This is a genomic window from Prosthecobacter debontii (assembly GCF_900167535.1).
GTDB lineage: Bacteria > Verrucomicrobiota > Verrucomicrobiia > Verrucomicrobiales > Verrucomicrobiaceae > Prosthecobacter > Prosthecobacter debontii.
The window spans coordinates 547,167-561,338 of record NZ_FUYE01000002.1; the positions used below are offsets into that span (position 1 = coordinate 547,167).

The window sequence follows — 14,172 nt, forward strand, 5'->3', positions numbered from 1 at the left end:
AGGCTGATTCGGATTTTACAGAGCGGATGATTGAACTTTTTGGGCACCGACACGTGATGTCTCCATTTGAAGACGGTTTTTCAACAATTGCTTGCTTCGATCCGCCTCATAGCCGGCCAACCTCTCAAACTCTTCTTCCTCCCCCAACATCTCTGCCTGCAACGTGGCGATCTGAGCTTCCAGAGTTTTTCGCCGATGAAGCAACGCCCGACGTTTGCGGCCCAATTCGTTTTGAAGCGTCTGTTCTTCCTCTTTCTCTTTGGCCTCTTGAGAAAGGCGCGCTGAGCCGGTGAGTACACCACCTTGTCCGAGGTACACCGGCACCAGTGAAATGCCTTTCTTCGTGATGACGAATTCACGGACCTGATTCGAGTGAGCCATACCACGCGATTTTAAAACGTACATCAGGCGATTCCGTTCCCCGCCGATCTCGATGTCTCGCAGCAAGAGCCAGGTGTCCACGATAGAACTCAAGCCTTCATCGGTATGCTCGAGGCTCCCCCCGGGCGTCGTCAGCGTAGCTAAGAAGGCCGTGATATGGTTGGTCCGTAGATACTCAATCAATCGAGACAGCATCGTCGTAGACTCCTCTCCCGTGCCCGCATTTCGCAGGTTCGAAACCGGGTCCACAATCACCGTCTGCGGCTTCATCTCTTCGATCATTTTATGCATCCGCACCAAGTGCATTTCCAATCCATGCACCGTTGGGCGAGCTGAATGAATTTCCAATAGGCCACTCTTCAGATAGGGCGCCAAATTGATGCCGATGGATTTCATGTTGCGCAGAATCTGAGCCGGAGATTCCTCAAAGGAGAAATACAGACAGCGCTCACCCCGCTTGCAGGTTTCATGGGCCAAATGCGCACAAACGCTGCTCTTCCCGGTGCCGGCCGTGCCGCTCAGCAGAATGGTGCTGCCGCGGTAGTAACCTTGGCCATCCAGCATGGTATCCAGCGCTGGGATGCCTGAGCTTACGCGCTCATTGGACACATCGTAGTCCATCGCGCTGTTGGTAATGGGAAGCACCGAGATGCCTTTATCATCGATCAAAAACGGATATTCATTGGTTCCGTGCATCGAACCGCGATACTTCACCACGCGTAGCCGTCGGGTCGAAATCTGACCATGAACCCGGTGATCCAGCAGAACCACACAATCCGACACATATTCCTCCAACCCCTGTCGAGTCAGGGTGCCATCACCACGCTCGCCGGTGATCACGGTGGACATGCCTTTGTCCTTGAGCCAGCCAAAGAGGCGACGTAGCTCAGAACGTAGAATGGCCTGATTGGTTAAGCCGGAGAAAAGAGTCTCAATCGTATCCAGCATCACCCGCTTAGCGCCGATGCTGTCGATGGCATAACCCAGTCGGATGAAGAGACCCTCCAAGTCATACTCGCCATTCTCTTCGATCTCATTCCGCTCCACATGCACATGATCGATGATCAGCTTTTTTTGGGCCACGAGCTCGTCGATATCGAACCCTAAAGAGGCGACGTTCTTCCGAATATCATCCGCCGTCTCCTCAAAGGTCATGAGCACACCGGGCTCATTGTAGGCTAAGGCCCCTCGAATGAGAAACTCCGTCGCAAACAAAGACTTCCCGCAGCCTGCCGAGCCGCAGATAAGAGTTGGCCTCCCCTTGGGCAAACCGCCTTCGGTAATTTGATCGAAGCCAGTGATCCCAGTAGGTGCCTTTTCAAGGCGTGGCAGAAGTTTAGCGCGTGATTTAGCCATACCTTGTGCAAGGCAAGAGTATCCCTCCTGCTAGGCGTTAGTGTCAAACTCCATTGTGGATTATAAGAAGAAAAGGTGGTTACACATCCATCCTTAACGCTGCATCCGATTACGCGGCGAATGAATGAGATACTTAGCATCGGTCATGGAAGACCTTATCCCCTCGGAGCCACTCCAGGGAAAGGTGGCGTCAATTTTTCCCTCTTCTCAGCACACGCGGAAAAAGTCGAGTTATGTCTTTTCGATGCCGTCGAAGGCGGCAAGGAAACTCGTATCGAACTCCCTGAGTGTACCAATCATGTCTGGCATGGATTCATCCATGGGATAGGCCCAGGTCAGCTTTATGGCTACCGTGTTCACGGCCCTTACGAACCTGAAAAGGGCCATCGATTCAATCCTAACAAATTGTTACTGGATCCCTACGCCCGCGCCATTGGTCGTCCACTCAAAGAATGGGATTCCTGTCTTTTCGGTTATGAGATCGGTGATCCTGGAGAAGATCTCTCCTTCGATACACGTGACTCGGCCAGCCATGCACCGCTCGGCATGGTGATCGACCCTGCCTTCGACTGGGAGGGCGATACACCCCCAGAAACCCCATGGCATCGAACGATCATTTATGAACTGCACGTCAAAGGTTTCACGGAGAAGCTGACCCACCTGCCCGAGCATCTTCGGGGCACCTATGCAGGCCTAGCTTCAGATGAAGCCATGGACTATCTGAAAAACCTGGGTGTTTCGGCAGTGGAGTTACTCCCCGTTCATCATCACCTGGATGACTCCTTCCTTCAGGAGCGCGGCCTAACGAATTATTGGGGATACAACACCCTGTCGTATTTTGCTTTCGAGCCCACCTACGCGTCGGTTCAAGATCCCCACGATGCCATGCGCGAGTTCAAAGGTATGGTCAAACGACTGCATCGCGAAGGCATCGAAGTAATCTTGGATGTCGTGTACAACCACACCGCCGAAACCAGCGAACGAGGCCCCACCCTCTCCTTCCGTGGCATTGACAATGCTTCCTACTATCGCCTTTCCCAAGAGCATCCCCGCTACTACGAAGACTTCACGGGCTGTGGCAATACCCTCACGATGGAGAACCCTACGGGCCTGCGGCTCCTCATGGATAGCCTTCGCTATTGGGTGACTGAAATGCATGTGGATGGTTTCCGCTTTGACCTCGCCAGCGCTCTTGCACGTGAGCTTTACGGATGGAACAAACTCAGTTCGTTCTTCGATGCCATCAGCCAAGACCCTATCCTTTCACAGGTGAAGCTCATTGCAGAGCCTTGGGACATCGGCATGGGCGGATATCAAGTGGGTAACTTCCCCACCGGGTGGGCCGAGTGGAATGGCCGCTACCGTGATGAGGTGCGCCGCTGCTGGAAAGGCAATGACCGAGCCAACGAACTTTCCAAGCGTCTCTGTGGCAGTGCCGACCTCTACAATCATAGCGGACGAGGCCCTCATGCCAGCATCAACTTCATCACCGCTCACGATGGCTTCTGCTTGCGAGATCTGGTCAGCTACAATGAAAAGCACAACGAGGCTAACAAAGAAGACAGTCGTGACGGAGCCAATGACAATGAAAGCTGGAACTGTGGGCACGAGGGCGAGACCGATGACCTCGGCATTCAGACTCTCCGTCTTCGTCAGGCCAAAAATCTGATGGCCACCCTCCTCCTCTCGCAAGGTGTGCCCATGATCCTAGCCGGTGACGAGCGCTGGCACACTCAGCAGGGGAATAACAATGCCTATTGCCAAGACAATGACATCTCCTGGCTGCCTTGGGACCTTTCCTCCACCGGAAAGGAAATGCTTGAGTTTACCAAAGAGCTGATCCGCCTCCGCCAAGAACTCCCGGTGCTTTCCCGGAAAAATTTCCTGACCGGTCAGGCTCCTGAAGAAGGCAAACCGAAAGACGTGATTTGGTGGAACCCAGAAGGCCGGGAAATGAGTGACCACGATTGGGAGTCCGGCTTTACCCGCTGCTTCGGCATGTGGCTACCTGGGGAATCACTTCAAGAGCTTGGACGAAACGGTCAACAACGCGTTAGCGACTCGGTCTTCATTCTCAGCAACGCCCACTTCGAAGATTTGGCCTTCAAAATGCCTCAGGCGGATGCCAGCCCCTGGCATCTCCAATTGGCCACCACTCCCATTAAATTCGACAAACGTCAGCGCAAAACCCCCACACTCACCATGCCTTCACGCTCGCTGGCTGTCTTCATCTCAAAACGCGTCTCTGGCTGAGAAGCCCTTCGGTATGGGCGCACCGAGGCTCAAACCAACCCGCGTCTTACCAGCGATTCCTCCATCGCTTGTTCCACCAATCGAACGGCGAGTTCTTGAGTCGCATCATCTAGGGTTTGATTTGCGACCTTCAGAGCGCGGGCATCGTGATCAACAGCCGTCAAGACAGATCGAACCTGCGCCGCCGCTGCTTCGATGACGGCTTTTTCTTCCGCGGTGACTGCATCCCCGAATTGTTCAAGAGCGGCGTCCACCGCAGGCAGAAGCTCCTCGGCCTTCAGCTTCGCCTCGGTCCAGACACGCTCATTCATGTCTTCGAAAGCATACTCCACACTTTCTGCGATCATCTGTTCGACTCTCTCATCATCCACATTCACGGCGGTGTTTTGAATCTCCAACACGGTGTCGGTATTGGTGGCCGTATCACGTGCGAGCACCTGGAGAATACCGTTGGCATCAATGGCAAACTGCACCCCCACTCGCGCGCTTCCTTTCGGTCCTGGTGGAAAGGGAATCTCGATACGGCCAAGCTCCCAGTTATCTTTGGCGAGTTCACGTTCGCCTTGAAGCACGCGGATCAGCATGTCTTTCTGGTTCGCCACCGCGTTGGTGAACATCTCTCCTGCTTTGCAAGGAATGGTGGTGTTACGTGGAATGATGATGTTCATCAAGCCTCCGAAGGTCTCGATGCCTAGCGACAAAGGTGTTACATCAAGCAGGAGTACATTTTTCAGGGAACCGCTCAGGATACCAGCCTGGATCACCGCCCCCATAGCCACCGCTTCATCAGGGTTTTGAGACACATTGGGCTCACGACCGAAGATCTCCTTCACATAACTCCTCACCAGCGGAATGCGGGTGCTGCCACCGACTAAGATGACCTCGTCGAGGTCTTCGGGTTTGATCCCGGCATCACTCAGAGCACGCAGGCAATGGGGGCGTGTGTGTTCGATGAGAGGACGAATCCGTTTCTCAAACTCCGCTCGGCCGATCTCGACGCTCAAGCTTTGAGAACCCTCAAAGAAGGGGATTTCGACGCGTGTGCTTTCCTCTGTGGAAAGGCGCTTCTTCGCTGCTTCCGCCGCTACCAGGAGGGTGGCCATCCGGGCCTCATCAGGGAGGCTGGATGTTCCGGCAGCCTCCAGCACATGTTCCATCAGCACTCGATCCACATCGTCTCCACCGAGTTGGGTATCGCCAGCCGTGCTCAGCACTTGGAAGACTCCATCCCGCATCTCCAGCACGCTGATGTCAAAGGTGCCGCCTCCCAGGTCATAGACGGCGATCTTCTTGTGCTCTTCCAGCTTATCCAGACCATAGGCCAGCGCCGCGGCGGTGGGTTCGCTGACAATACGCTCCACCGTTAGTCCGGCCAGTTCACCCGCTTGTTTGGTGGCATTGCGCTGAGCATCGTTGAAGTAAGCCGGCACGGTGATCACCGCTCGAGAAACGGTCTGCTCCAGGGCCCTCTCGGCAATGGCTTTGAGACGCTTGAGAATCTCGGCAGAAACCTGCACCGGTGTGACGTCGAGCTGGCGCAAATTATAGGCAGGCTGCCAGGAACCTTCCCCCGCACGACGACCAATGAGGCGCTTCACGCTCGTGACCGTTCTCTGCGGTTCCAGGGCTCGCTTACGCAGAGCCGCTTCGCCAACCAATACACTCCCATCCATCGCATAATTGACGGCTGAGGGCGTGCTGCGCTGGCCGGCCTCATCCGCGAGCAGGATGGGAAAACCGCTGTCCACCACCCCCACGAGGGAATTGGTGGTGCCGAGGTCAATGCCGAGGATGGGGGTGGGATCAGCCATGTCTTTTTCATGTGATAGACACGCCTTTAGAGGAAAGACAAGGAATCGTTGCGTCACTGCGATTGCCAAAACCGGACATCTCTGCCAGCATCAACGCCACATGCAGACCCTGATGACCCCTCTCACCGAAGGTAAAAGCCTGACCGAAGCTCAAGTGCGCGAAGCCGCCGCCTTTTTGGTGGATGAGCACGAGTCCCCAGAGACCAAGGCCGCCCTGCTGCGTGCGCTTTCCGACAAGGGAGAGACCCCGGTCGAAATCGCAGGCTTCGTCCATGAGTTTCTCCGCCTCGCCGTGGATCCCCTGCTGGACCGCAGCAAGCTACCCGGCCCCATGCTGGATGTCGTCGGCACCGGGGGAGATAAGCTGCATCTCTTCAATGTCTCCACCACCGCCATGTTCATCCTGGCTGCAGGTGGAGTCTGCGTGACCAAGCACGGTAACCGTGGCATCACCAGCAAGGCAGGCGGTGCCGATGTCTTAGAGGCTCTGGGCATCCGCATTGACTTGCCGACGGAGCGGGTTGCGCGTGGGATCGAGACCAATGGCCTCGGTTTCTTTTTCGCCCCCCTTTACCATCCCGCTTTCAAGGCCGTGGCCGAGGCTCGAAAAATCCTCAACAGCGAAGGCCGCCGTTCCATCTTCAACATCCTCGGCCCGCTACTCAATCCGGCCCGTCCGGACTACCAACTCATCGGTGTTTTTGCGCCCGGCCTTACCCGCACCTTTGGCGAAATCCTGCAAACGCTAGGCCGCAAGGGTGCCTGGGTGGTGCATGGCTCCGCACGGGATGGCAGTGGCATGGATGAACTTTCCACGCTGGGCACGAATCAAGTCTGTCAATTGACTGACGGGACTCTACGCGAAATGCAAATTGAGCCCGCCGCTTATGGCTTTGCCAAAGCCAAGCTGGAAGACCTTGTGGGCGGGGATGCGCGCGAAAACGCCTGCGTGGTGGAAGGCATCTTGGATGCGACCATCAAGGGGCCGAAGCGAGACATCGCCGTGCTCAATGCGGCCGCGGGCTTCGTCATTACTGGCAAAGCGGCTGATTTGGCCGAAGGCAAAAGCCTCGCCGAGTCCCTGCTCGATCGTGGGGCCGCTCACGCGAAGATGCGTGCGATGCGGGATTGGTGCTGAGAAACCCGTACGCTTGCGCCAAGGGCTATTTCAATTCACCCGCGAGCTTCGCGGCCGCGGATGGCCACTGAGCTTCTGCGGTAGCCCCAAAGCTGGTGATCATCTTCCAAGTGCCGGTGAATCCCGCCGGCACGCTGTCATCACTGAAACAGGTGAGGTAATACTTCCGATAGGTGCCTGGCACGTTCCAGATCTTCGAGATGTGCTCGCCTTTTTCGGGCGCTTCGAGTAAGCGAGAGACCCCGTATTGCTGGCTTTTCGGTTCATAGACCGAGATCCAGTCCACCTTCTCGTTGATGTACATCTTCCGGGCCACCTCCTGCGCATCGGTGAGGGCTTCCGGTGTCGTGACCGCATCGCCCGTGCCTGCCAGATAGGCTGAGACGGTCGGCACCCAGGCATGCATGAAATGATACACCAGCTTCAGCGGTTGCTCCTGCTCCGTGTGCACCGTGGTGGTCTCGTAGAGGCGATTGTCATGAATCTCGATCACACAGGTGAGGTCAAAATTCCGAATGCGCGATTTCCTCTCGAGACGAAAACGATCTCCCCTCATCGCCGCAGTGGGCGTGACGGATTGGCCATCTAAAATGAAGGTCAGAGACGTCAAAACCTCCGGCTCATTTTCCAAGTGGCCCGTGCCGATAAAGCCGACCCCAGGGAAAGAAAATACCGTCCCATAGGCACTGCGTTCGGTGGTCATCGGCTGCCCCCGGAAGTCCAATCGCCCCGGTGTCCACTGCGAGGCCTGCCGCAGCAGCAGCGTTACCTCGCCGCAGGTCACGGTGATGGTGGGGAGATCAGGCCCGAGGTTGGGCTTGAAGGGCGTCTTAGCGAGAACCAAACCGGGAAGAACCAACGCCAAAAGCAGCGCAGGAAGAAAAAGGCGAAAAGAAGACATCTCCACACGAACGCCGCGGCAGACTCCAGATTTCGATACTTCCGAACCCTGGAGTGATAGGAAAAATAGCCTAACAACTCGAATAACCATCTTTTCACAAACGCGCCTGCTACTTCGTTTCCGAATTAAGGGCATGAAAGACATTAATTTCATCCCTCTTCTCGCTGGTCTGGTTCTCGCTTTCACCCTCGCCATGGCCGCCATCGGTGCCAGTGATTCTGCGGAGCCCTTTCCAGATAACGTCGTGGAAAAACAAGCGCCTGCCAAACCCGACTATCGGGTGGTGGCGGAATGGTCGGGGGTGGCTCTGCCCTGAAAATAGGTAGGGACTGCTCAGCCGAGCTTCCACTTGGCCATGCGTAGCACAGCTTTTTTGGGTTCCTTCATGGTCTCATACCAAACGCTGAGCAGGGTGCCATCCGCCAGTTCCACTGTGCTTGGATAGCCCAGATCCCCTCCGATGCCATCGCCTGAGATGATCATGGCTTCGCCCCAGGTCTGGCCATCGTCGGTGCTGAGGCGGGCTTGGTTGCCAAATGGCTTCCGGCGGTGCCCGTAGGTCATGAGAAGACGGCCATCGCGGAGTTTCAGGAGATGGGAGGGCAGACCATAGACGCCAGTGCTGTGGGGTTCGCTCCACGTCTTACCGCCATCTTTGGACTCGGTTTGCAGGGTCTCGCCTTTGTTGGCGTCGTTGTGATTGCGGATCTGGACGATGATCGTGCCATCGGCCGCTTCCACGCCGTGGAGTTCATGATAACCAGCAGGCACTTTGTCTCCCTGACGAGTGGGGATTTCCCCCAGCCATTGCCAGGTCTGGCCATCGTCCTTGGATTCTGCGACGCCGATCTTCTTTTCCTCGGTCCAGAGTTGCTTACCCGCATAGAGCAAGCGACCGTCTTTGAGCTGGAAGGGGCCGTGCGGGCTATTGACCACCGTCGGGATCGGAGCTGACCAAGTGACGCCGCCATCGGTAGAACGCAGCACCCATTCACCCAGGGCCGCCTTGCGCTGCTGGGGTGTGAGGAAATCTTGTGTGGCCTTCCACATCGCATACTCTTCGGCAGGCATCTTTTGGATGGTCCAACCTTTGGAGGTGAGCGCTTCAAACTTGCTCTGCTTTTCCAGATAGGACTCATAAGCCAACGAGGTAAAAGTGGTGGCGAGCAGGGTGCCTTTAGCGGTCTCCAGCACTCCGGAATCCCGGTCATCCATGGGACTGTCATGCAGCACGCGGGCACGTGTCCAGGTGGCCCCATCATCTCGCGAGCACATGGAGACGACCTGACCGAAGGGGCACACGTGCTCCTCACGCCCCCCGGACCACACGACCCAGAGTTCGCCATTGGCCCGACGCGCCACGGTCGGCCAACCATGATAAAACTCCGGCTGACGGGAGATGACCTTGGTCTCCAGCACCTGGATCGTGGGTGCCGCCGCCTGCGCTATCCAAGGCGCCGACACCACAGCGCCCGCTTGAAGCGATTGGGAGAGAAAACGACGACGGCTGAAAGAGGTGGTGGGACTCATCATGGTTGTGGTGGGTTGGGTTGGTGCCAAGACTACGGAGCCGCAGGGAGGGGTTTTGCGGTCAGCCGCAGAGTTCGAGATTGTCGGCACAGTTTCGTCGTGTTGAGTGGCCGCCATCATGCCCTTCCGCACCATTGAGGTCTCTCTACCCAAGTTTGCCCCCCCAGGCGTTTCCTTCGTCACGGTGAAATCCGCCGCCCTGAAGCGCCGAGCAGACCTCACACTGTATGTGCCGCCCACCGCACCCGATCATGGCCCCCTCCCGCTGGTGACCCTCTTGCACGGCGTGTTTGGCAGTCACTGGGCCTGGATGTTCAAGGGCGGGGCTCATGAGGTGCTAAACCGATTGATCACGGAGGAAAACCTGCCCCCAATGATGCTGGCCATGCCCTCCGATGGTCTGTGGGGGGATGGCAGTGCCTATGCCCGCCATGCGGAAGCCGATTATCACCACTGGATCGTGCAGGAGGTGCCCGCCGCAGCCACCCTGGTGGACCCACGCATTGCCCGAGGACCGCGCTTTCTCGCTGGCCTCTCCATGGGCGGCTATGGAGCGCTACGGCTAGGGGCTCTGCATGCAGACAAGTTCAACGCCATCAGTGCCCACAGCCCGTGCACGGATGTCGCGCAGATGATGCATTTCGTGGAGGAGCCGTTGGAACAATTTCATCTGACGGAAGACGAACCGATGTCCGCCTTCGAATGCCTGCGAAAAAACGCCCATTGTTTACCTCCGGTGCGCTTCGATTGCGGAAATGAAGACGTGCTGCTGGAGCACAGCCGTCTGCTTCATCATCAGCTGCAGCATGCGGGCATCCCGCACGTGTATCAGGAGTTTCCGGGTGGGCACACCTGGGACTACTGGCACGAACATCTCGCCGACACGCTGCGCTTCTTTGCCAAGACCCTGTGGTAAACAAGCCTCAGAACTGGCCCGTGGCCAACAGAACCAGAGTACACGCCTCTTCTGGGTGAATCCCCGCTGCGGCAAGCTGGCTCTCCAGCTCAGGGTTTTCGGAGCCGGGATTAAAAATCACCCGCTGAGGTTTCAACGCGATGAATTTCTCCGCCAAGCCCGAGGAAATCGCTGGGCTGACATACATCGTCACCGTGTCCACGGGCTCGGTCACATCGCTGATATCGGCATGCACAGGCAAGCCATCGATCTCTTTCAACCGGGGATGCACCAGGACGACACCGTGGCCATGATGCCGGAGGGCCACCAGGGCCTTGTGGGCATATCGATCGGGTTTATCACTGGCACCGACAATGAGCACACGTTTGGAAGAATTCATGAGCGGTTCAATTCGTCGTCTTCGAGGTGAAAAAGGTGCAGTGTCCGATGGGCAGCAGGAGCCAGCACGATTCCCATGACGGAAATGAACACCAGCCCGCTGAAAAGTGCATACGCACTGGCAAAGAGCTTGGCGGCATCACTTTTCAGCTCCCCCATCGGCCCCATGCCTCCGAGGATCATGGAAGCATTCAGAAGGCTATCCACCCAGTTCATCTCAGCGATGTAATGATAACCCAGCACCCCGATGAGCAAAGCCACCCCGGCCAGCGCCAGTGCCACCCCCGTGAACTTAAACATCCGCCAGGCAAAGACGGAAAATGGGGCCAGACGTGATCGCTTGGACTCAAACATCGGATTCAGGTGATTGGGAGAAGCTTCAGCGGAAATCACGTATCTTGCAACATCGTCGAATCCCTGGGGGCCGATAACGGTCTTGAATGCGAACCTGGCCTTGTCTATGCTTGGGCTGTTAAATATGGAAAGCCTGCTTGGCTTTCACTGTTCTTTGACATCGCTTTTCCAGGAGCAGGGCCTGCCTTGCCTGCTCCTACCCTTTCCTGCCGTGTTCGTTATCGAGCTGTTAGTGACCCGGCCCGTTTTTATGACATCGGGAGTCACGTGACCTGGGATCGTCATGTCATGCCTTCACTGGAAGACAGCACCCTTGTTCATGGGCACCCACCTCGTCGCCTTTGGGATACGAGGTCCTCAGACCGGACGGCACATGTGGGACCCAAAGCGCCCTGGCTTTTGTCCAGGGCGCTTTCTTTTTGGGATGTCTGAGGGAATTTAAAACACGACAGGTAAGAATCTCTCGCGAGGCGCTTTACCTTGATGCTAAACAAGCCCTCCGGTGTCATCAGACAGCATCCAACTCCAAGCATCTTTTCTAGCTCACGTAGCGAGCGGCTGTCACTTTGGACAACTGTTCGACGAACTGCCTGGCGTGTCTTTTTTTGCGAAGAACCAAGACTTCCAATTCATTGCCGCCAATCGTCGTTTCTGGCGGCGCTTCGGGTTCCAATCCGAAGCGGAATTGATTGGTAAAACCGACTTCGATCTCTTTCCCGAACAGCTCGCCCGGAACTATCGCGCCGATGATGAGGACATCCTCTCCAGCGGTGAGCCCAAACGCAAAATCGTCGAGCCGTTCTTCAATCAACAAGGTCTGCCTGATTGGTTTTTCACGCACAAGCTGCCCATTCGTTCCGTATCGGGGGCTGTCATCGGTATCATGGGCATCATCGAAACCTATGCGGCGGCCAGCGCGGTCAAAACCCCGTATTTCCAGCTCGACCGAGCGGTGAATCATATCCGTGAGCATTTCCGCGAAACCATTGCGGTCACAGATTTAGCCAAGCTCGCAGGTCTTTCGGTCCGGCAATTCAATCGCCTCTTCCAACAGGTCTTTCAAAGCAGTCCCCGCACCTTCCTGATCAAGACCCGCATCCAAGCGGCCTGCCAAGAACTGCGCCGCAGCGATCTCGACCTGACTGAAATCGCCCAACACTCCGGCTTCTGTGATCAAAGCGCCATGACCCTTCATTTCCGGCAACACATGGGCACCACCCCCGCCCGCTACCGCCGGGATCACCGCCAGCGAGCTTCCGACGCTTCGGATGATTGAGACCAACGGGTGGTTTCGGCTTCTCAAGCCAGTCATTATGTGATTTCGGCCAAGAAGTCACCCCGATAACAGGATTAAGCTTGTGCTCTTCGAGCCACGTTTCAGCATCGCGCCCCATGAACCACGGCGAATTTTTCCCAAGCATCCCCAAAATCCAATTCGAGGGCGCGAAGTCCCGGAATCCCCTTTCCTTCAAGCACTACAATGCGGAGGAACTCGTGGGGGGTAAGTCCATGAAGGATCATCTGCGTTTTGCCTGCGCCTATTGGCACACCATGCGCAACGGGTTGGCAGATCCCTTTGGCGGTCCGACCGCTCAGCGCCCCTGGGATGATGGCAGCGACTCCGTGGCTAATGCTCAGAAGCGTGTGTGGGCCATGTTCGAGTTCATGCAGAAGGTCGGTATCGACTACTACTGCTTTCATGACCGGGATGTCGCTCCTGAACTGGGGGATCTGGCCAAGTCCAACGCGGCTCTGGATGCCGTGGCGGATGAACTGGAAAAGGCTCAGAAACAAACGGGACTGAAACTGCTGTGGGGCACCGCCTGTCTGTTCTCCCACTCTCGCTACAATCAAGGTGCGGGCACTTCCCCTTATGCCGATGTCTTTGCCTATGGAGCCGCCCAGGTGAAAAAGGCCATCGATATCACCCATCGCCTCGGTGGTGAAGGCTATGTCTTCTGGGGCGGCCGAGAAGGTTACGCCACGCTCTGGAACACCGACATGAAGCGTGAGCTGGATCATCTGGCCCGCCTGCTGCATCTCGCGGTGGATTACAAAAAGAAGATCGGTTTCAAAGGTGCCTTCTACATCGAACCCAAGCCACGCGAACCCTCCACGCACCAGTATGATAGCGATGCGGCAGCCTGCTTGAACTTCCTCCGCGAATACAATTTGTTAGGCGAGCTATCTCTGAATCTGGAAACCAACCACGCCACCCTGGCTGGGCATACCATGATGCATGAAATGCGTGTGGCTCGTGAGGCAGGTGCTCTGGGCTCCATTGATGCGAACACCGGCGATGAGCTCATCGGCTGGGACACCGATCAGTTCCCGACCGATATCTACCTCACCACGCAGATCATGATCGAGCTTCTGCGTGCAGGAGGCTTCACCACCGGTGGTCTTAACTTCGATGCCAAGACCCGTCGTGAATCCTTCGAACCCGAAGACCTTTTCCACGCCCACATCGGCGGCATGGACGCCTTCGCTCGTGGTCTCAAGATTGCTCACGCGATCATCGAAGACGGTCGCTTGGATGACTTCGTCAAAACCCGCTACTCCAGCTATGACAGCGGCATCGGCGCGAAGATCGAGTCTGGCAATGTCACCCTGGAAGAACTGGAGGCCTACTCCCTCGCCAACGGAGAACCGACCACCAAGAGCGGACGCCAGGAGATGATCGAGAATCTGATCAACGACTTCATCTGATTGAAGTCGCCTTGATCTCTTAACGGCTGTGCATCACCTGCGGCGGTGATTACAGCCGTTTCGCTTTCCCGGCGCCCAGCCTAACAAAACATCCATCAACACCTTTAGAGCATATTAAATAATACTATAACCGCAAGAAGCGAACCAACCCATGGCGTCTTTGGCGGTGACCTTTGAGAACGCTACGCTGATGGCTGCATCCAATGCCGCCGGTGTCCGGGCCTCCAGGCTGCGCAGCGAGTTCTTGATCTTGCTCCACATCTTCTCAATCGGGTTGAGGTCCGGCGAGTAAGCTGGAAGGAAGCGCACCTCGGCTCCCACCGCCTCGACAAGCCTCTGGACTTCTGGACTCTTATGCACCGACAGATTGTCCATGACCACGATATCTCCCGATCTCAACGTCGGGCAGAGCACCTGCTCAATGTAAGTGACAAAAGCTGCCGTG

13 protein-coding genes and 1 other RNA gene are annotated in these 14,172 nt (G+C 56.5%); 7 read left to right on the forward strand and 7 right to left on the reverse strand.

Annotation, left to right across the window (positions count from 1 at the left end):
- Nucleotides 1–15 precede the first annotated feature (15 nt).
- Nucleotides 16–1,737: a circadian clock protein KaiC gene (gene kaiC, locus B5D61_RS04725; protein WP_078812142.1), complete on the reverse strand. Its 1,722-nt coding sequence runs from the start codon at nt 1,735–1,737 to the stop codon at nt 16–18.
- 120 nt (nt 1,738–1,857) lie between these two features.
- Between kaiC and glgX the strand changes: the two genes are divergently transcribed.
- A complete protein-coding gene (gene glgX, locus B5D61_RS04730) occupies nt 1,858–3,990 on the forward strand; it encodes a glycogen debranching protein GlgX (protein WP_078812143.1) in 2,133 nt (710 codons plus the stop codon).
- A 29-nt stretch (nt 3,991–4,019) separates the two neighbouring features.
- On the opposite strand, the gene B5D61_RS04735 is transcribed toward glgX, so the two are convergent.
- The gene (locus B5D61_RS04735; RefSeq protein WP_078812144.1) at nt 4,020–5,801 is read right to left on the reverse strand and encodes an Hsp70 family protein; all 1,782 of its coding nucleotides are present in this window, start codon (nt 5,799–5,801) and stop codon (nt 4,020–4,022) included.
- Nucleotides 5,802–5,913: 112 nt separating this feature from the next.
- Between B5D61_RS04735 and trpD the strand changes: the two genes are divergently transcribed.
- Nucleotides 5,914–6,939 (forward strand): anthranilate phosphoribosyltransferase, encoded by a 1,026-nt coding sequence (gene trpD / locus B5D61_RS04740; protein ID WP_245846461.1) that lies wholly within the window; start codon nt 5,914–5,916, stop codon nt 6,937–6,939.
- Nucleotides 6,940–6,964: 25 nt separating this feature from the next.
- Here the strand turns inward: trpD and B5D61_RS04745 are convergent, their stop codons facing one another.
- Entirely contained in the window at nt 6,965–7,840 is an 876-nt protein-coding gene (locus B5D61_RS04745) for a hypothetical protein (protein WP_078812146.1), read from the reverse strand.
- Nucleotides 7,841–7,973: 133 nt separating this feature from the next.
- On the opposite strand from B5D61_RS04745, the gene B5D61_RS04750 reads away from it, so the two are divergent.
- A complete protein-coding gene (locus B5D61_RS04750; protein ID WP_078812147.1) occupies nt 7,974–8,156 on the forward strand; it encodes a hypothetical protein in 183 nt (60 codons plus the stop codon).
- 17 nt (nt 8,157–8,173) lie between these two features.
- Here B5D61_RS04750 and B5D61_RS04755 read toward each other — a convergent pair whose 3' ends face one another.
- Nucleotides 8,174–9,373, reverse strand: a complete 1,200-nt coding sequence (locus B5D61_RS04755) for a sialidase family protein (RefSeq protein WP_078812180.1) — start codon at nt 9,371–9,373, stop codon at nt 8,174–8,176.
- 115 nt (nt 9,374–9,488) lie between these two features.
- Between B5D61_RS04755 and B5D61_RS04760 the strand changes: the two genes are divergently transcribed.
- Complete coding sequence (locus B5D61_RS04760; protein ID WP_078812148.1) at nt 9,489–10,286, forward strand: alpha/beta hydrolase; 798 nt, start codon at nt 9,489–9,491, stop codon at nt 10,284–10,286.
- 7 nt (nt 10,287–10,293) lie between these two features.
- Here B5D61_RS04760 and B5D61_RS04765 read toward each other — a convergent pair whose 3' ends face one another.
- Nucleotides 10,294–10,665, reverse strand: a complete 372-nt coding sequence (locus B5D61_RS04765) for a CoA-binding protein (RefSeq protein WP_078812149.1) — start codon at nt 10,663–10,665, stop codon at nt 10,294–10,296.
- Nucleotides 10,662–11,057: a hypothetical protein gene (locus tag B5D61_RS04770; RefSeq protein WP_217698912.1), complete on the reverse strand. Its 396-nt coding sequence runs from the start codon at nt 11,055–11,057 to the stop codon at nt 10,662–10,664. Before B5D61_RS04770 ends, B5D61_RS04765 begins: the two co-directional genes overlap by 4 nt.
- 161 nt (nt 11,058–11,218) lie before the next feature.
- On the opposite strand from B5D61_RS04770, the gene ssrS reads away from it, so the two are divergent.
- From ssrS to xylA, 3 genes are all read left to right on the forward strand, one after another.
- Nucleotides 11,219–11,404, forward strand: a non-coding RNA gene (gene ssrS / locus B5D61_RS27180) — 6S RNA.
- 188 nt (nt 11,405–11,592) lie between these two features.
- Nucleotides 11,593–12,294: an AraC family transcriptional regulator gene (locus tag B5D61_RS04775; protein WP_281251747.1), complete on the forward strand. Its 702-nt coding sequence runs from the start codon at nt 11,593–11,595 to the stop codon at nt 12,292–12,294.
- A gap of 116 nt (nt 12,295–12,410) precedes the next feature.
- Nucleotides 12,411–13,727, forward strand: coding sequence for a xylose isomerase (gene xylA, locus B5D61_RS04780; RefSeq protein WP_078812151.1), 1,317 nt, complete (start codon nt 12,411–12,413; stop codon nt 13,725–13,727).
- Nucleotides 13,728–13,841: 114 nt separating this feature from the next.
- Here the strand turns inward: xylA and B5D61_RS27185 are convergent.
- A partial coding sequence (locus tag B5D61_RS27185) for a transposase (protein ID WP_139373065.1) occupies nt 13,842–14,172 on the reverse strand: 331 nt, incomplete at its 5' end.

Coding starts and splice junctions, on each gene's coding strand:
- kaiC (WP_078812142.1), bottom strand. CDS start 1,737: ATGGCTAAATCACGCGCTAAACTTCTGCCACGCCTTGAAAAGGCACCT.
- glgX (WP_078812143.1), top strand. CDS start 1,858: ATGAATGAGATACTTAGCATCGGTCATGGAAGACCTTATCCCCTCGGA.
- B5D61_RS04735 (WP_078812144.1), bottom strand. CDS start 5,801: ATGGCTGATCCCACCCCCATCCTCGGCATTGACCTCGGCACCACCAAT.
- trpD (WP_245846461.1), top strand. CDS start 5,914: ATGACCCCTCTCACCGAAGGTAAAAGCCTGACCGAAGCTCAAGTGCGC.
- B5D61_RS04745 (WP_078812146.1), bottom strand. CDS start 7,840: ATGTCTTCTTTTCGCCTTTTTCTTCCTGCGCTGCTTTTGGCGTTGGTT.
- B5D61_RS04750 (WP_078812147.1), top strand. CDS start 7,974: ATGAAAGACATTAATTTCATCCCTCTTCTCGCTGGTCTGGTTCTCGCT.
- B5D61_RS04755 (WP_078812180.1), bottom strand. CDS start 9,373: ATGATGAGTCCCACCACCTCTTTCAGCCGTCGTCGTTTTCTCTCCCAA.
- B5D61_RS04760 (WP_078812148.1), top strand. CDS start 9,489: ATGCCCTTCCGCACCATTGAGGTCTCTCTACCCAAGTTTGCCCCCCCA.
- B5D61_RS04765 (WP_078812149.1), bottom strand. CDS start 10,665: ATGAATTCTTCCAAACGTGTGCTCATTGTCGGTGCCAGTGATAAACCC.
- xylA (WP_078812151.1), top strand. CDS start 12,411: ATGAACCACGGCGAATTTTTCCCAAGCATCCCCAAAATCCAATTCGAG.